This window comes from Streptosporangiales bacterium, assembly GCA_009379825.1.
Classification (GTDB): Bacteria; Actinomycetota; Actinomycetes; order Streptosporangiales; family WHST01; genus WHST01.
The window spans coordinates 83,220-100,134 of the sequence record WHTA01000003.1 but is presented as its reverse complement, the minus strand read 5'-3'; the positions used below and the strand labels follow the sequence as shown (position 1 = coordinate 100,134).

General features: G+C 71.6%; 16 protein-coding genes and 1 riboswitch. Of the genes, 5 read left to right on the top strand and 11 right to left on the bottom strand.

Annotated features, from left to right (window positions below; translation table 11 throughout):
- Positions 1 to 2: 2 nt before the first annotated feature.
- Entirely contained in the window at positions 3 to 857 is an 855-nt protein-coding gene (locus GEV07_02675; GenBank protein MQA01668.1) for a helix-turn-helix domain-containing protein, read from the bottom strand.
- Between the two features lie 43 nt (positions 858 to 900).
- On the opposite strand from GEV07_02675, the gene GEV07_02670 reads away from it, so the two are divergent.
- A complete protein-coding gene (locus tag GEV07_02670) occupies positions 901 to 2,118 on the top strand; it encodes an MFS transporter (protein ID MQA01667.1) in 1,218 nt (405 codons plus the stop codon).
- Between the two features lie 6 nt (positions 2,119 to 2,124).
- On the opposite strand, the gene GEV07_02665 is transcribed toward GEV07_02670, so the two are convergent.
- Entirely contained in the window at positions 2,125 to 2,457 is a 333-nt protein-coding gene (locus GEV07_02665) for a hypothetical protein (protein MQA01666.1), read from the bottom strand.
- Here GEV07_02665 and malQ point away from each other — a divergent pair.
- The gene (gene malQ, locus GEV07_02660; protein MQA01665.1) at positions 2,402 to 4,528 is read left to right on the top strand and encodes a 4-alpha-glucanotransferase; all 2,127 of its coding nucleotides are present in this window, start codon (positions 2,402 to 2,404) and stop codon (positions 4,526 to 4,528) included. The genes GEV07_02665 and malQ overlap by 56 nt on opposite strands.
- Here the strand turns inward: malQ and GEV07_02655 are convergent.
- From GEV07_02655 to GEV07_02635, 5 genes are all read right to left on the bottom strand, one after another.
- Positions 4,518 to 6,338 carry a Na+/H+ antiporter NhaC family protein gene (locus tag GEV07_02655; protein ID MQA01664.1) on the bottom strand — a complete coding sequence of 607 codons (1,821 nt, stop codon included), beginning with the start codon at positions 6,336 to 6,338 and terminating at the stop codon, positions 4,518 to 4,520. The two genes, malQ and GEV07_02655, sit on opposite strands and share 11 nt — an antisense overlap.
- A gap of 266 nt (positions 6,339 to 6,604) precedes the next feature.
- Positions 6,605 to 7,234 (bottom strand): FCD domain-containing protein, encoded by a 630-nt coding sequence (locus tag GEV07_02650; GenBank protein ID MQA01663.1) that lies wholly within the window; start codon positions 7,232 to 7,234, stop codon positions 6,605 to 6,607.
- A 55-nt stretch (positions 7,235 to 7,289) separates the two neighbouring features.
- The gene (locus GEV07_02645) at positions 7,290 to 8,255 is read right to left on the bottom strand and encodes a hydroxymethylglutaryl-CoA lyase (protein ID MQA01662.1); all 966 of its coding nucleotides are present in this window, start codon (positions 8,253 to 8,255) and stop codon (positions 7,290 to 7,292) included.
- 81 nt (positions 8,256 to 8,336) lie between these two features.
- Entirely contained in the window at positions 8,337 to 8,684 is a 348-nt protein-coding gene (locus GEV07_02640; protein ID MQA01661.1) for a hypothetical protein, read from the bottom strand.
- A 49-nt stretch (positions 8,685 to 8,733) separates the two neighbouring features.
- On the bottom strand, positions 8,734 to 10,164 hold the full coding sequence (locus GEV07_02635; GenBank protein ID MQA01660.1) for an MFS transporter: 1,431 nt from the start codon (positions 10,162 to 10,164) through the stop codon (positions 8,734 to 8,736).
- A gap of 157 nt (positions 10,165 to 10,321) precedes the next feature.
- On the opposite strand from GEV07_02635, the gene GEV07_02630 reads away from it, so the two are divergent.
- On the top strand, positions 10,322 to 10,741 hold the full coding sequence (locus GEV07_02630; protein MQA01659.1) for a MarR family transcriptional regulator: 420 nt from the start codon (positions 10,322 to 10,324) through the stop codon (positions 10,739 to 10,741).
- A gap of 12 nt (positions 10,742 to 10,753) precedes the next feature.
- Here the strand turns inward: GEV07_02630 and GEV07_02625 are convergent, their stop codons facing one another.
- Positions 10,754 to 10,957, bottom strand: coding sequence for a cold-shock protein (locus GEV07_02625; protein ID MQA01658.1), 204 nt, complete (start codon positions 10,955 to 10,957; stop codon positions 10,754 to 10,756).
- 263 nt (positions 10,958 to 11,220) lie between these two features.
- Here GEV07_02625 and xylB point away from each other — a divergent pair, with 263 nt between their 5' ends.
- Positions 11,221 to 12,615: a xylulokinase gene (gene xylB / locus GEV07_02620; GenBank protein ID MQA01657.1), complete on the top strand. Its 1,395-nt coding sequence runs from the start codon at positions 11,221 to 11,223 to the stop codon at positions 12,613 to 12,615.
- 1 nt (position 12,616) lies between these two features.
- Here the strand turns inward: xylB and tenA are convergent, their stop codons facing one another.
- The 3 genes from tenA to GEV07_02605 form a co-directional block, all read right to left on the bottom strand.
- Positions 12,617 to 13,306 (bottom strand): thiaminase II, encoded by a 690-nt coding sequence (tenA, locus tag GEV07_02615; protein MQA01656.1) that lies wholly within the window; start codon positions 13,304 to 13,306, stop codon positions 12,617 to 12,619.
- 115 nt (positions 13,307 to 13,421) lie between these two features.
- On the bottom strand, positions 13,422 to 14,237 hold the full coding sequence (gene thiD, locus GEV07_02610; GenBank protein ID MQA01655.1) for a bifunctional hydroxymethylpyrimidine kinase/phosphomethylpyrimidine kinase: 816 nt from the start codon (positions 14,235 to 14,237) through the stop codon (positions 13,422 to 13,424).
- Positions 14,230 to 14,327, bottom strand: a riboswitch (TPP riboswitch). (Overlaps the previous gene by 8 nt.)
- 37 nt (positions 14,328 to 14,364) lie before the next feature.
- Entirely contained in the window at positions 14,365 to 16,014 is a 1,650-nt protein-coding gene (locus tag GEV07_02605) for a bifunctional 3'-5' exonuclease/DNA polymerase (GenBank protein MQA01654.1), read from the bottom strand.
- Positions 16,015 to 16,072: 58 nt separating this feature from the next.
- Between GEV07_02605 and GEV07_02600 the strand changes: the two genes are divergently transcribed.
- The gene (locus tag GEV07_02600; protein MQA01653.1) at positions 16,073 to 16,897 is read left to right on the top strand and encodes an ATP-binding cassette domain-containing protein; all 825 of its coding nucleotides are present in this window, start codon (positions 16,073 to 16,075) and stop codon (positions 16,895 to 16,897) included.
- Positions 16,898 to 16,915: the final 18 nt, after the last annotated feature.

Here is a 16,915-nt window from a genome sequence, read left to right as displayed (position 1 = left end):
GTCTAGGAACGGCGCGGGCGCGCGGCATCCGGATTTCGCTGCGGGGTACCCGCCTGCTGGTACGCACGCGGGGTGACGCCGAAGAAGTCCCTGAAGCAGGCGATGAACGTGCTGATGCTCGCCCAGCCGCACGCGGACGCGGTGGCGGTGACCGTGCGTCCGTCGGCGAGCAGCACCAGGCTGTGGCTGAGCCGGATCTGGGTGCGCCAGGACGGGAAGGTCAGCCCCAGCTCGGCGCGGCACAGCCGGCTGAGCGTGCGGGCGCTGGCGCCGATCTCGCTTCCGAGCTGCTCGAGTGTCCGGGTCTCGCCGGGGTGGGCGTTGAGCAGCTGGGCGAGGTGCACCAGCCGGTCGTCGCGTGGCTCGGGCAGGTGCAGTGCGCGCACCTGCCGGTGCCTGATCCGGTGCTGCAGTGCGGCGGTGAGGTGCTCGTACTCGACCGGGTCGGTCGGCGGCTCCTCGACCAGCGTGCGGACCAGCTCGCGGCACAGCCGGTCGACGACCAGCACCGTCGGCGCCTGCAGGTCGCGCTCGGTGGGGCCGGGCAGCAGCACCGAGCGCAGCTCCGTGTGCCGGTGGGCGACGTGCGAGTGCCAGACGCCGGCCGGGATCCACGCCGCGCGGTCGGGCGCGGCCACCACCCAGGAGCCGACCTTCGTGAGGAACGCGAGCACGCCGGACAACGGCAGGCAGATCTGGTCGGACTCGTGTACGTGCCAGTCGATGGTGGCGCCGCTGGCCAGCCGCCTGGTGGTGGCGGTGGTGGTGCGCAGACCCGGCTGGTGGTCACCGACCCGACCCTGAGGTGCCGCCCCGGCAGAGGGGTGCGGCTCGGCAATGTGGCGAGTTTCCGGCATCAGTTGGCAGGATAGCCGTTTCCAGCACGGCCGCGTACCGGCGATGATCGGGACAGTGAGTACGCAGACCCCCACCTCCCGCGCGAAGCGCGACCGTCCCCGTATCGTGCACCGTCCGTCGCTGGTCATCCTGATCGTCAGCCACGCCGTGGTGGACTTCCACCAGGGCGCGGTGCCGGCGATGCTGCCGTTCCTCGTCGCCACCAGGCACTACGACTACGCGGCCGTCGCCGGCATCACGCTGGCCGCGACGCTGCTGGCCAGCCTGGTGCAGCCGCTGTTCGGCGCGATCACCGACAGGCGCAAGATGCCGTGGCTGGTCGGCGTGGGACCGCTGGTTGCCGGGTTGGGCATCGGCATCTCCGGGGTGTTCGACGTCTACGCCGTCACCTGGGCGGCGGTGGCGCTCGCCGGCATCGCCGTGGCCGCGTACCACCCGGAGGCCGCGAGCGCGGCGCGCCGGGCCAGCGGCGGGTCGGCCCAGGGCATGAGCTGGTTCTCGGTCGGCGGCCTGGTCGGCCTTGCGGGTGCGCCGCTGCTCGTGGAGCCGGTGCTCTCGCAAGGCGGGGTGTCGGCGACTCCGGTGCTCGCTGCGTTCGGTGCCTGTGCGTTCGTGGTGCTGCTGCCGCTGTGGGCGTGGTCGAGAAGGCGGTTCGCCGCCGGGAACAACGCCGCGCGCGGCGGCCGGACACAGCCGGCCGGCCGCGACGACTGGCGCAGCTTCGGCTGGCTGACCGCGGCCGTGGTCACCAGGTCGGTGCTGCAGTTCGGGATCACCGCGTTCGTCGCGCTTTACCTCATCCACGACCTGGACGCGTCCACCCGCGTGGGTGCCGCCAGCCTCACCGCGTTCCTTGGCGCAGGTGCCGTCGGCACCGTGTTCGGTGGCGCGCTCGGCGACCGGCTGGGGCGGGTACGCGCCATGCGGATCGGCTACCTCGCCTGCCTGCCGGGGCTGCTCGGGCTGCTGCTCGCGCCGAACGTGCCGGTCGCGCTCGCCGCCGCTGCCGTGCTCGGCTTCGCGACGATGATGCCGTTCGCAGTGCAGGTGACGCTTGGGCAGGAGTACCTGCCGAACCGGGTCGGCACCGCCAGCGGCCTCACCCTCGGCGTCGCGATGACCATCGGCGGGTCGGCCACCCCGCTGCTCGGCATGCTCGCCGACGCGCGCGGCCTGCCGACGGCGCTTGCCGTGCTGTTGGTCGTGCCGGTGGTCTCGCTGCTGTTCACGCTCCGGCTGCGCGACGCGGCCATCGGCTGACGCTGGTCAGCGCGGGGGTGGCGGGGGCTGCTTGTCGTCGCCGTCGGCGAGGGCTTCGTCGGCCTTCCGCCGCACCGACCGCACCTTCTGGGCGTGCTTGCCGCTGGTCTTCTCCGAGACGACCTGCTCGGCCTTGTCCAGGCCCTTGTCGATCTCGCGCTTGCGGCCGCGGGCCAGCCGTTTCGCCTTGTCCTTCAGTCCCATCACGGTCTCCTCTTCTCGTGGACCGTACGTATTACGACTACCCAGCCGGCGGCCGGCTACGCGTCGTAGGGTTGCGCAGGTGTCCGATCGAGGTGAGTGGGAGCCGCTCCGCGAGCTGGCCGAGGCGTACGGCATCGCGACGAGCTACCGGGACTGGCAGGGCAACCCCGTCGAGGTGCCGCGCTCCACGGTCGTCGGCGTGCTCGCCGCGCTCGGCGTCGACGTGCCCACACCGGAGCGGATCGAGCAGGCACTCGCGCAGCGCCGGCTGGCGCCCTGGCGCCGCGTGCTCCCCCCGGTGGTGGTGACGACGGAGGGCACGGCCCCTTCTGTACGGGTACACGTCCCCGAAGCCACACCCGTCGACGTGGAGGTGCGCTGCGAGGACGGCACCGTACGCCGCGACCTGATGCAGCTGCTCGTGCACGTCCAGCCGGTCGAGGTCGACGGCGTGCTCGTCGGCGAGTACGTCTATCGACTGCCCGCCGACCTGCCGCTCGGCTGGCACACGGTCGTCGCACGGCACACCGGCGGCGAGGCGACCGCCCCGGTTGCCGTCACGCCCGCGTTCCTCGGCGTGCCGGCCGGGCTGCGCACCTGGGGGCTGATGGTGCAGCTGTACTCGGTGCGCTCCGCCGCGTCCTGGGGCATCGGTGACCTGCACGACCTCGCCGACCTGACCGGGTGGAGCGCCGGTGCGGGCGCCGGGCTGGTGCTCGTCAACCCGCTGCACGCGTCCGCGCCGGTGCCGCCGCTCGAGCCGTCGCCGTACTTCCCTGCGACGCGCCGCTTCCCCAACCCGCTGTACCTGCGGGTTGAGGACATCGCCGAGTACGCCACCGCGCCGGTGGAGGTACGCGCCCGCGTGGACGACCTCGCGCAGCCGCTGCGTCCGTCGCCGGCGACCGCCGACCGGCTCGACAGGGACAGCTGCTGGCGAGCCAAGCTGGCCGCGCTCGAGATGGTGTACGAGCTGCCGCGCAGCCGCAGCAGGCAGCAGGAGTACGAGCGGTTCGTCGCAGCGGAGGGCAGCGCGCTCGACGAGTTCGCCACCTGGTGCGCGCTCGCGGAGAAACACGGCGCGGACTGGCGCGGTTGGCCGACCGGCCTGCGCGCGCCGGGGGCGCCCGACGTGGCGGCCGCGCGGGCCGACCTCGCCGACCGCGTCGACTTCTACTGCTGGCTGCAGTGGCAGCTCGACGAGCAGCTCGCCGCGGTGCAGCGCACGGCGACCGCCGCCGGCATGCCACTGGGAGTGATGCACGACCTCGCGGTCGGCGTCGCCCCCGGCGGCGTGGACGCGTGGGCGGGCCAGGACGTACTCGCGCTCGGCGTCACCGCGGGCGCGCCGCCGGACGCGTTCAACCAGCAGGGCCAGGACTGGCAGCAACCGCCGTGGCACCCCACCAGGCTGGCCGAGGCGGGCTACGCCCCGTACCGCGACATGTTGCGTGCCCTGTTGCGGCACTCCGGTGGACTGCGGGTGGACCACGTCGCCGGCCTGTTCCGCCTCTGGTGGATCCCGGACGGCGCCTCGCCGTTCGACGGCACGTACGTGCGGTACGACCACCAGGCGATGGTCGGCATCCTCGCGCTGGAGGCGCACCGCGCGGGTGCGGTGGTGGTGGGTGAGGACCTCGGCACCATCGAGCCGGCCACCCGCGACTACCTCGCCGAGCGCGGCGTCCTGGGCACGTCGGTGCTGTGGTTCGAGCGCGACGACGGCGGTGCCCCGTTGCCGGCCGAGCGCTGGCGGGAGCTGTGCCTCGCCACGGTGACCACGCACGACCTGCCGCCGACCGCGGGCTACCTCGCCGGTGACCACGTCGCGTTGCGGCACGAGCTCGGCCTGCTCACCCGCAGCGTCGAGGACGAGCGCGCCGCCGACGAGGCCGACCGCGCGCAGTGGCTGGAGACGTTACGTACCAACGGTTTGCTCGACGACCCGGCGGCCGGCGACGCCCATGTGATCGCGGCGATGCACGCCTACGTGTGCCGCACGCCGGCCCGGCTGGTCGGTGTCGCCCTGACCGACGCCGTCGGCGAGCGACGCACCCAGAACCAGCCGGGCACCGTGGACGAGTACCCGAACTGGCGGGTGCCACTGACCGACCCGGATGGCCGCCCGCTGCTGCTCGAGGACGTGATGAGCTCGCCGCGCGCCCTCGACCTGCTCCGTGTCGTGCACCGGGCGCTCAGGTCGTAGCCGCGGCCTCCTGCTCCTCCTCGGCCGGTGGCGCGCTGCCGTCGTCGACGCGCTTGCTCAGCAGCCAGAAGGCGACGACCAGCACCACCAGGCAGGCGATGAACAGGATCCAGCCGGGCACGCCGAAGCCCATCGGGAACAGGCCGAAGATCAGCGCGACGGCACCGATGAGAAGCGCGTACGGCAGCTGGGTGCGTACGTGGTCCACGTGGTCGCAGCCCGAACCGAGTGACGACAGGATGGTGGTGTCGGAGATCGGTGAACAGTGGTCCCCGAAGATCGAGCCGGACAGGATCGACCGGATCGCCGCGAACAGGATGAAGTAGTGCGCCGGGTCCGCCATGTCGTTGGCCTCGAGCACCGACCAGGTCAGCGGAATGGCCAGCGGGAACAGGATTCCCATGGTGCCCCAACTGGTGCCGGTGGAGAAGCTCATCACCGCCGCCAGCAGGAAGATCAGCGCCGGCACGAGGAACACCGGCAGGTTGCCACCGAGGATGGTCACCAGGTACTCGCCGGTCTGCAGCTCGTCCATCACGTTCGACAGCGCCCAGGCGAGGATCAGGATGATCATGCCGAACATCATGAACTTGACGCCCGAGTACCAGGCCTTCGTGATCTCGCTCAGGCTGATCAGGCGCTGCACCATCGACAGGACCACGGCGACGAGTACGGCCAACAGCGACGCCCACATCAATGCCGCGTAGGAGTCCGCGCTGCCGACGATGTCCCTGAGGTTGTCGCCGTCGCCGGTCACGTAGAGGCCTGCCAGGGCGACGCCGATGAGGGCGAGCACCGGCAGCACGGCATTGACTGCGCGCTGCGGGGCTTCCTCCTTGGCCTCCATCTCCTCGCCGCCCGTCGCGGCCGGGTCCACGTCGGCGCCGTCGCGCAGCACCTTGCCTTCGCGCAGTGCGCGGCGTTCCGCTTTCAGCATCGGGCCGAAGTCACGTCCGGAGAGGACGACGAGGAACACGAGGATGATGGCGAGAACCGGGTAGAACGCGTAGGGGAGTGACTGCAGGAAGATCGCGTACGGGTCCATGTCGATGCCGTCGATCCGGCCGACGGCATCGCCGATCAGGCCGATCTCGAAACCGATCCACGTGGTGACCAACGCGATGCTCGCCACCGGTGCAGCGGTGGAGTCGACGATGTACGCGAGCTTCTCCCGCGATATCCGCAGCCTGTCGGTCACCGAACGCATGGCGTTGCCGACCACGAGCGTGTTCGTGTAGTCGTCGAAGAAGACGGCCAGGCCGAGAACCCCGCCGGTCGTCTGACCTCGTCTGCGGGTGCTCGCCAGCCGCACGATGTGGTTGACCGCGCCGCGCATCCCGCCGTTCTTCGAGATGATGCCGGCCATCCCGCCGATCATGAACGAGAACACGATGATCTGGACGTGACTCTGGTCGTCGGGCGGCGCGATGCCGTTGACCACGTGCACCTGCAACGTGTCGAGCAGCCCGTACCACAGCGAGGAGAAGGACATTCCGTGCGTGAGGATCGCGCCGGCGTAGATGCCGAGGAACAACGCGGGTACGACCTGTCGGAAGGCCAGCGCGATGCCGATCGTCAACAGCGGGGGCAGCACCGACAACCAGCCGGGGATCGACTTCGTCGTCGCGGTGCTGACCTCTTCGCCGCCTTCGACGACGGCGAGCGACACGTCGCCGACCTGTGAGGTGGTGAGGTCCTCGAACGTGGCCGTGCCGTCCGACACCATTGCGGTGGCCGTCTCACCGTCGACGCGCAGCTGTAGCGACTCGGGCGCGTCGCCCTTGACGGTGACGTCCACGGAGAACGACACACCGGTGAGCACGAGGCCGGGCGGCTCGATCTGGTAGTCGCCGTTCTGTTGTGCGGTCGCGCCCGCGGAGGGGAGCAGCGCACCGAGAACGGTGATGACCAGCGCGGCGAACAGTACGCATGCCCCCGTTACGACTGTCCTCCGACGAGAACCGCTTCTCGAGCTGAGAGCAGCAGATGACCGCCTCGTGTTCCAGCGCCTTTGCCGTCGGGGTGTTGCGCGGTCACCTTACCGATTTTCGGCGCGCACGCCACCCCCACAGCGGGTCATTCGCTGACCGCGTAGACCTCGCGCGCCGCTTCGATGTGGGCGGTCATGGTGGCCTGGGCCCATGGCGCGTTACCCGCCCTGATCGCCGTCGCCAGGTCACGGTGGTGCTGTTGCGAACGGGTGAGCTGCTCCGGTGTGTACCGGCGGAAGGTGCGCTGGACCAGTGAGGTGCGGGTGCCGACCGCGAGGGCGTCCCTGAGCAGCCGGACGTTGGCCGCGTCCAGGATGGTGGCGTGGAACGCGTTGTTGCGCTCGGCGAGCAGGTCGAGGTCGTGGTCGGCGATCGCGGCGTCCATGCTCTCCACCAGCTCGTCGAGCCTGGTGAGGTCGTCGTCGGTCGCCCGGTCCGCCGCCAGCCCCGAGGCGTACGGCTCGATCAGCTTGCGCAGGATGAAGATCTCTTCGATGTCCGTAGGGCTGAGCTCGACCAGGGTGGCGCCGCGGTTGCGGTGTAGTTCCACGGTGCCCTCGGCGGCGAGCCGCCGCAGTGCCTCGCGCACGGGCGTGCGCGAGACACCGATCCTGGCCGCGATGGAGCTCTCCCGCAACGGCTCGCCGGCGGCGAACACGCCGTCGCGGATCATCGCGGCGATCGCCTCGTAGACGTCGGCCTTCTGGGTAGCCAATCGGACCCCCGGTCTCCGCTCAGGTACGGCACCGAATCCTGCCACACCCGTACGGCTATTCGGTCGGCTGCGACGTCGGCCACCGGTGGGCGGCGAGCTCCTCCCTCGTGCCGCCGGCGACGACCGCGGACAGCGGTGTCCACCCGGTGAGCTTCTCGATCTGCCGTACGACCCGAAGGTAGCGGGTGAGGTCGATGCCGGTCTCGATGCCCATCGACGCGGTCAGGTGGACCAGGTCCTCGAACGGCGCGTTGCCGAGCACCTCGGGTGCGCCTGGTGCCCACAGGTCGCCGCCCAGGCCGCCGAACGCGCCCTCCAGCCAGTCGGCGCCGGCGAGCAACGCGGCCAGCGCGGTGGCCGTCGCCATCCCGTTGCGTGCGTGCAGGTGCACCCCCACGGCCAGGCCGGGGTGCCGTTGCTTCACCGTGCAGACCGCGTCGTGCACCTGCCGCGGGTCCTCCATGCCGGTGCTGCACGCCAGGTAGACGCCGTGCGCGTCGGCGTCTACGGCGGCGTCCACGCACCGCATCCGGTCGGCCTCCGGGGTGAGCCCGCGGCCGGGGGCGAAGAACGCCATGGCGACGCCGACGATGTACTCCGCGCCGGCGCGGTCGGCGATCTGCCCGATGGCCGGCAGCCCGGCGAGGATGTCGGCGACGGTGGAGTTCTGGTTGATCCGCGCGACGCCCTCGTCGGCGCAGGCGAGCGCGACCATGCCGTCCAGGCCGCAGTCCGCGGCCCGCTCCGCGCCCCGGACGTTCGGCACCAGGCCGCGGTACCGCACGCCGTCCACCCGGGGTACCTGCGCCATCACCTCGGCGGCGTCGGCGAACTGCGGCAGCACGCGGGGGTGGGCGAACGAGACCGCCTCGATCTCCGTGACGCCGGCGTCGATGAGCGCGCGCGCCACCGCCACCTTGTCCGCGGTGTCGACGATCTGCTCGACGGTCTGCAACCCGTCCCGCAGCCCCACCTCGACCAGCCTGGTGGCGGCCGGCAACGGCAGCTGTGATCCGGTCATCGGACGCAGTTTTGCATACAAAATTCCCCCGATGCAACCCGTGGATCGCGTATCGGGCCGTCGTTGTATACGATCTCTCAGTCAGTCAGTCGGGCGGACGGGACGTACCTCGACGCCACCGAAGCGGGTGGGCACGTCCTTCGCGACGGCGATCGCCTGGTCGAGGTCGGCCGCCTCGACCAGGTAGTAGCCGCCGAGCGCCGCCCTGGCCTCGGCGAACGGGCCGTCGGTGATCGTGCGCCCGGCCGCGGCGTCGTTGCGCAGCGTGGTGGCCATGGCGGTCGGATGCAGCGCGTTGCCGCCGCGCAGGGCGCCTGCGTGCGTGGCGCCGAACGTCGCGTGCTCCCTGTCGAACGCTGTCCTGGTCTCGTCGTCGGCGTCCGCCCAGGCGTCCTCGTTCTCGTAGGTCAGGATCAGGTACTCGGCCATGTCTTCGCCTCCCGTGGGTATGACGAATGGGGCGCCCGGCCATCGACAGCTACCAGCGGCCGCGGTACTCGGGCACCAGTCGGACGAAGGGGAGGATGCCGGCCAGCGTCACGGCGACGGCCGCGAAGACGTAGGCCAGGGCGAGGCCGGGCTCGTCGCTCCTGGCGAGGATCGCCGTGGTGACGGAGACAGCGATGATCGAGCCGGACTGGCGGAACAGCCCGCGCAGCCCGGCGATCGCCGCCGCCTGGTCGGGTGCCAGCTGCAGGCTCGCGTTGTTCGTGGCCGGTACCGCGACACCCTGGCCGATGCCGATCACGCCGGCGGCCAGGGCGAGGCACAGGTACGGCGGCAGCACCGTAGCGCCGAGCGAAAGCACCAGCAGGCCGACCGCGATCACCAGCAGGCCGGTGAAGATCGGCTTGCGGTAGCCGGTGCGGCGGATGACGAGCACCGCGAGCCCGGCCACACAGATGGTGCCCACCGCCTGCACGGTGAGCAGGATGCCGGCCTCGAGCACCTGGATGCCGAACCTGCGGTTCGCGTACAGCGGGATGAGGGCGACCAGGCCGAGGGTCGCCGCGCCGTAGAGCAGGTTGATCACGTTGGTGACGCCGAACCCCTTGCCCCGTAACAGCACCATGGGGATGAACGGCGCGGCCGCCCGCCGGGTGTGCCAGACGAAGAGCGCACCGGCCAGGACGGCGACCGCCTCCGCGACGAGGAAGTGCGGGCTGAGTACTCCGCGGTGCACGTCGCCCAGCGACGTGACGCCGTACATGGCGGCGAGGATGCTCAGCGCAAGCAGCAGGATGCCGGGCACGTCGGGACGGGCGGTCGTACGCGGCTCGCTGCGGGGGATGAAGATCAGGCCGAGCACGATCAGCAGGGCACCGAGCGCCGCGTCGACGACGAAGACCCCGCGCCACGACCAGTACGTCACGACCAGGCCGCCGATGATCGGCCCGGTGGCCGAACCGATCGGCAGGATGCTGGCGAACAGGCCGAGGGCCCGGTCGCGTTCGCGGCCGAACTGGTCCACCACGATGCCCGTCGCGGACGGCATGAACGCGCCGCCGCCGAGCGCCTGCACGGCGCGGAACGCGATCAGCGTCTGGATGTTGGGGGCCAGGCTGCAGCAGAACGCCGCGACCACGAACACGACGGCCGAGGTGAGGAAGACCTTCTTCCTGCCGTACTGGTCGCTGAGCTTGCCGGACAGCGGCATGGCGACCAGCTGGCCGAGTGCGTAGATGGTGATCGTCCAGCCGCTCCAGTTGATCGGAGCGTCCAGGTCGTGCTGGATGGCGGCGAGCGCGGTGGCCACGATCGTGGTGTCCACGGTCGCGATGAACAGGGCGAACCCGACGATCGCGAAGACGAGCACCCGGCGCGGAGGTCTCCGGCCCGCTGGCGTCGCCGCGTGGAGGGTACGGGTCGGCGTGGCACCTTCGTCACCTGAACCACGCAGCAGTCGCACAGCTACCTAGATTACATTGCTTGCCGGCAGGCAAGTAATGTCGTCGTACGGTGGGTCACCGGGCGTGCGGCCGGATGAGAGGGTTGCGCTGCCGGGCAACCGTCGAGCTCATCCGTTTAGCGCGAGGATCATGACTGACACAGAATCGCTGGCCAGGATGCGCGCCGTGATCGGGCGGCTCGCGCGGCAGCTCAACGCCACCTCGACGGGGGAGGGGCTGACGCCGTCGCAGGCGTCGGTGCTCGGATTGGTGGCGGTACGTGGGCCGCTCGGTCTCGCCGAGCTGGCCGAGCTCGAGGGGCTGAACCCGACGATGCTCTCGCGGGTGGTCGGCAGGCTTGGCGAGCTCGGGCTGATCAGCCGGGTCCAGGATCCTGCCGATGCGCGTGCCGCCCGCGTGGAGATCACCCCAGCGGGGGCAGAGGTCAGTGAACGGGTACGCGCTCAGCGCACGGAGATCGTGGCGAGTTGCTTGGAACGGCTGCCTCCGGCCACGACGAAGACGCTGCTCGACGCGCTGCCTGCCCTGGAGGCGCTGGCCGAGGAACTGCGTACGACCAGCGCCCCAGGGACATGACAGCTAGACAGCTCAGATCGAGCGAACCTGCTCGGCCTGCTGGCCCTTCGGGCCCTGGGTGATCTCGAACTCCACCCGCTCGTTCTCGGTCAGCGTGCGGTAGCCGCTGGACTGGATGGCGGAGTAGTGGACGAAGATGTCCTCACTGCTGCCGTCGACGTTGATGAACCCGAAACCCTTTTCCGAGTTGAACCACTTAACGGTTCCTTGTGCCACGGTGTTCTCCTACCTTGGAACAGTACGGGTCCCGCACCTTGCGAGCCCCGGCCCGGGCGGATCCGCACCATCGGCACGAACGCCCGCGAGTAGATCCGCGAGCGTGACATGTACCACGTACACAGAATTACTACTTGCGCCCAAAGCTATCGCACCCGACGGTTGACCTGCGACTGCGGGTGACCGCACGGGCGGGTGGCGTGGGCGTCCCGCCGCGGTCTACTGTCCCCCTCGCGGGTACACGCGGGAGTGGAGGAACGGCCATGAGTCTGGTTGCCGGTGTCGACTCGTCCACGCAGTCCTGCAAGGTCGTGCTGGTCGACGCCGAGACCGGCGACGTGCGCGCCCAGGCGTCCGCATCCCATCCGGACGCCACCGAGGTCGACCCGGCGGAGTGGTGGCGGGCGCTCGGCGACGCGAGCGCGAGCACCGGCCTGTGGGAGTCGGTGCAGGCGGTCTCCATCGCAGCGCAGCAGCACGGCATGGTGGCGCTCGACGACGCCGGTGCCGTCGTACGGCCGGCGCTGCTGTGGAACGACACCCGCAGCGCGGACCAGGCCCGTGCGCTCGTCGAGGAGCTCGGCGCCGAGTGCTGGGCGACCAACACCGGCTCGGTGCCGACGCTGTCGTTCACCGTGACGAAGCTGGCCTGGCTGCGCGAGCACGAGCCGGCGCACGCCGACCGGGTGGCGTCTGTGCTGCTGCCGCACGACTGGCTCGGCTGGCGGCTGCTCGGGCGGTCGGGCGACCCGGCGACCGACCGCAGCGACGCGTCCGGCACCGGCTACTGGTCGCCGGTGGCGGAGAGCTACCGCACGGACCTGGTCGAGCGCGCCCTCGGCAAGGAGGTGCGTACGCCCAGGGTGGCCGGCCCGAGCGAACCGGTCGGGCGTACCGACTGGGGTGCGCTGGTCGGGGCGGGCGCCGGCGACAACGCCGCCGCGGCGCTCGGGTTGCAGGCCGCGGTCGGCGACGTGGTCGTGTCCGTCGGCACGAGCGGCACGGTGTTCGCCACCAACGACCGCCCGACCAGCGACCCGACCGGTATCGTCGCCGGGTTCGCGGACGCGGCCGGCGGGTACCTGCCGCTGGTGTGCACGTTGAACGCGACCAGGGTGCTCGACGCCACGGCCACGCTGCTCGGCGTCGACCACGAGGGCCTGGACCGGCTCGCCCTACAGGCGCCGCCGACCGCGGACGGCCTGGCGCTCGTGCCGTACCTGGAGGGTGAGCGCACGCCGAACCTGCCGGACGCGACCGGCTCGCTGTTCGGGCTGACCCGCGCCACCATGACGCCCGCGCACCTCGCCCGCGCCGCGGTGCTCGGCGTGCTGTGCAGTCTCGCCGACGGGCTGGCCGAGCTGCGCCGGCACGGGGTGGAGCCGCGTCGCGTCGTGCTGATCGGCGGCGGTGCCAGGTCGGAGGCGCTACGGACGGCGGCGCCCGAGGTCTTCGGCCTGCCGGTCACCGTGCCGAGCCCGGGCGAGTACGTCGCGATCGGTGCCGCGCGGCAGGCGGCGTGGGTGCTGTCCGGCGCCGTCGACCCACCGCAGTGGACGGTGCGGTCGGGCGCCGGCCACGAGCCCGCACAGACGTGGGGCGAGCAGGTTCGTGACACCTACCGCGAGGCGAAGCTGCGCGCGCACCCGGACGCCTGAGTTACGGAGCCGCGACCCAGGCCCTGGTGGGCCAGGGCTCCATCCGCCAGGCGGCGTCCCAGAACAGCCACTCGTACTCGCAGCCGCGGACGAACGCGCGCCGCATCGCCGTGCGCTGCTCGTCGTCGGCGCCTGCGGCCTGCCGGTCGACGATGTCGCGCATGTTCGCCACGGCGGCGGCGAACTCGTCGTCGGCGTACGTGCGGATCCACAGGGCGTACGGGTGCCCCTCCAGGTCGCCCACGTCGGCGAGGATCGTGCGGCCGACGTGCTCGTACACCCAGAAACACGGCAGCAGGCCGGCGACCAGCTCCGGGTAGCTGCCGGTGGCGGCGAGCGCCTGCAGGAACGACGTGTACGCGAGGCCGGACGGCGCCGTCTCGACGCCGTCCGCCTCGTCCGCGTCGATGTCGAACGCGCTGAGGTAGTCGGCGTGCAGGCTGCGTTCGACCACCAGCGCCGTGTGCGCGCTCTGCGCGAGGAACGCGGCGTCCGCCACGTCCGTGGACCGCGCCGACGCCGTCGCCAGTGCCTTCGAGAACCCGATCAGGTAGCGCTGGTCCTGCACCAGGTAGAAGCTGAACTTGTCCTTCGCCAGCGTGCCGGCCGCGAGCTCCCGGTTGAACGGGTGCTCCACGATCGCCTGCTGCAGGTCGCTGGTGTGGTCCCACAGTTCCTTGCAGTAGCTCATGTCGCGACCGCCTCCTCCCGAGCCTCCGGCAGGTGCCGCGGCGGCCTCCGTCGTGCTGCTCTGGACATCGCGGCCCCTACCTCCAGCTCGCTCGTCGAGCTCCTTCGCGCGTAACTCATACCTGCTGCCTCCACATGTCGTAGAAGTGGTGGACCGGGCCGAACCCGTCGCCCACGTCGAGCTGGTCGGCGGCCTGGAGGGCGCCGGTGAGGTACTCCTTCGCCTCGCGGACCGCGGTCGCCCAGTCCGCGCGCTGGGGACGCAGGGTGGCGATCGCCGACGAGAGCGTGCAGCCGGTGCCGTGGGTGTTCTTCGTGACGACGCGTTCGGCGTCGAAGGTGTGCGTGGAACCGTTGTCGAGCAACAGGTCCGGGCTGCGGTCGGCGTGCAGGTGACCGCCCTTCAACAGCACCCGCGAGGCGCCGAGGCCCACCAGGCGCTGGGCGTGCTCGGCCATCTCCTCGGTGGTCTTGGCGGTGTCCACGTCCAGCAGGTCGGCCGCTTCGGCCAGGTTGGGGGTGATCAGGTCGACGCGCGGCAGCAGCTCGTCGCGTAGCGCCGCCACCGCCGTCGGGTGCAACAGGCGGTGGCCGCTCTTCGCGACCATGACCGGGTCGAGCACCACGTACGGCGGCTGGTGGTCCGCAAGCGCGCCGGCGACCGTCGTGATGACGTCGGTCGTGCCGAGCATGCCGATCTTCACCGCGTCGACCCGTACGTCGGCGAAGATCGCGTCGAGCTGCGCGCGGACGAACTCCGTCGGCAGGTCGTGCACCTCGACGACACCGCGGGTGTTCTGCGCGGTCAACGCAGCGAGCACGGACATGCCGTAGCCGCCCAGCGCGGAGAACGTCTTGAGGTCGGCTTGGATACCGGCACCACCCGAGGGGTCGCTGCCGGCAACGGTGAGGATATTGGGTATTCGAGACATCGGGTGACGTCCCTCCGCTAGCGCGAACTAGATCAGGTTCGATGGGTGTGCTCTCAGCCCGGACGTGCCCGGGCACCCCGCGTCACTGCTAGGCACGGTACCTCGCGACCGCGCCGTACACCAGGCGTCAGTGCGCGTCGAGGTAGTTGTCCGCGACCGTGACGTCCAGGGGGAAGCGCACGGCGGTCTCGCCGAAGAGGAGGTGGGTGGCTTCCTCGCCGGCGCGGTGGATGGCGTCGCTCACGGCGTTGGCCAACGGTTCCTCGGCGTGCACCATGAACTCGTCGTGTTGGTAGAAGACCACCTCGGCGAGCTGGCCGGGAGCGCGTAGGTCGGCCAGGTGCAGCCGCAGGCGGGCGAGCAGGGCCAGCGCCCACTCGGCCGTGGTCGCCTGGACGACGAAGTTGCGGGTGAACCGGCCGCGCGCCCGCGCCCGCGGTGTGGTGGCGACCTCGCCGTCGCGCGCCGGTGGGCAGGTGCGGCCGAGGTGCGACCGGACGACGGCGCCGCGCTCGCCGGCCCGCGCCGCCTGCTCGAGCAGTGCCAGCGCCACCGGGTAGCGGCGCCGCAGGGTCGCGAGCGGCGCGGCCGCCTCGCCGCCGGTCTGGCCGTACATGGCGCCGAGCAGGCCGAGCTTGGCCCGCCCCCGGTCGCCGCCGAACGCCTGCGTGGCCAGCGCCGTGTACATGTCGTCCGCCATCGCCGCCTCGGTCATGCCGGGGTCGCCGGACATCGCGGCGAGCACCCGCGGGTCGGCCTGGCCCGCGTCGGCGACCACGAGTACGTGCCCGGGGTCGGCGACGACGGCGCGGCGCAGCCGCCGCGGGATCTGCAGCGCACCGCCGCCGCGGGTGGCCCAGCGGCCGGACACCACGCCGCCTGGCACGTACGTCGGCCGGAACCGGCCGTCCGCGATCCACGCCGCCTGCCACGCCCAGCCGTGTGCGCTGTGGATCCGGGCGACCTCCTTGTACGCGAGTAGCGCCGCCGCGGCCGGGTGGTCGAGCTGGCGCAGCGTCGTGGCCCGGGTGGTGTCGATGGCGTACCCGTCCTGCCGGAACGCGGCGAGCAGGTCGGCGGGGGAGTCCGGGTTCACCGGCCGGCCGAACCCGGCGTGCACCCGCTCGGCGAGTGCGGCGAGCTTGCTCGGCCGGCCGCCGGCCGGGTCGACGGTGCCGAGCAGCTCGGTGAGCACGGCGTCGTGCACGCCGATGTCCCACGGGATGCCGGCGGCGGTCATCTCGCACGCCGCGAGACCGCCGGCAGACTCCGCCGCGACGAGCAGCTCGAAGTGCCGCGGCCGCTCGGTCGCCGCGATCCTGGCCAGCTGGTCCGCGTACCGCCGGCTCGCCGCGGCGACGGCGGTCGCGGGGTCCTCGGGCACCGGCTCGGGCTCGAAGAGGTCGGGCTGTGCGCTCGGCCGCTCCGTCTGCGGCGCGTCGTGGGGTGCCGGGCTGCCGGCGTACGCCTGCAGCAGCGCCTCGGTGAGGCGCAGGTCGTGCGCCTTGCGCAGCCGCACTCCGGCGTTCAGCAGCACGGGGTACGTGGCCGCGCAGTCGCCGACCACCCAACGTGGTGACGCGGTGCGCTCCTGCTCCTCGACGTACGCCAGCCACTCGGCCGTGGTGCCTGGCAGGACCGGCGGCGCACAGGGCACGCCGCGCTCGTCGACCTGCTGGCATGCGGACTGCACGGCGACGATGGGCACCCGCCGATTGTGTCGCCACGCACCGACGGCCACGTCCGCGCGGGGGAAGGAAGGACGCACGCTCCGCACACGGTGCGTATTCTCGGTCACAGTCACTGGTGCTCGGTAGGTAAGCCTTGCCTAAGATATGCCCATGACGGTGACCACGGTGGGCGCGCTCGCTGGCGAGGCCCTGACCCTGCACTACGGCCGGGAGCCGGTCGTGCAGCAGGCCAGCGTGGCGTTGTACCCCGGCGCGGTGACCGCCCTCGTCGGCCCGAACGGCTCCGGCAAGTCGACGTTGCTGCGCGCCCTGGCGCGGCTGCACAAGGTCGCCGACGGCCGGGTGCTGCTCGACGACGAGACCGTCGCGCACTGGTCCGCCAAGGACTTCGCGCGCCGGGTCACCCTGCTCGCGCAGGCGCGGCCGGTGCCCGGCGGCGTGTCCGTCGCCGATGTGGTCGGCTACGGCCGCCACCCGCACCGGAAGCGGTTCGGCGGCGACGACCCCGAGGGCAGGGACGCCATCTCGTGGGCGATGTCGGTGACCGGCGTCGAGGCGATGGCCGACCGTGGTGTGGACGAGCTGTCCGGCGGGGAACGGCAGCGCGTCTGGCTGGCCACGGCACTGGCGCAGCGCACCGACGTGCTCCTCCTCGACGAGCCCACCACATACCTCGACCTGCGCTACCAGATCGAGGTGCTCGACCTGATCCGTGACCTGGCCGACGACCACGGCGTCGCCGTCGGCGTCGTGTTGCACGACCTCAACCAGGCCGCGGCCGTCGCCGATCAGGTAGTGCTGCTCGGTACCGGCGAGGTCGTCGCCAGTGGAAGGCCGGTGGAGGTGCTGACCCCGGACCGCCTCGGTCCGGTGTACGGCATCGACGTCGATGTGCGTACCGATGCCGCGACGGGACAGCTCTCCTGTCAACCGATCGGTCGCCTCAATGCGCGCAGGCTCGCGGTCTAGCCGCCGAACTGCGTAGGT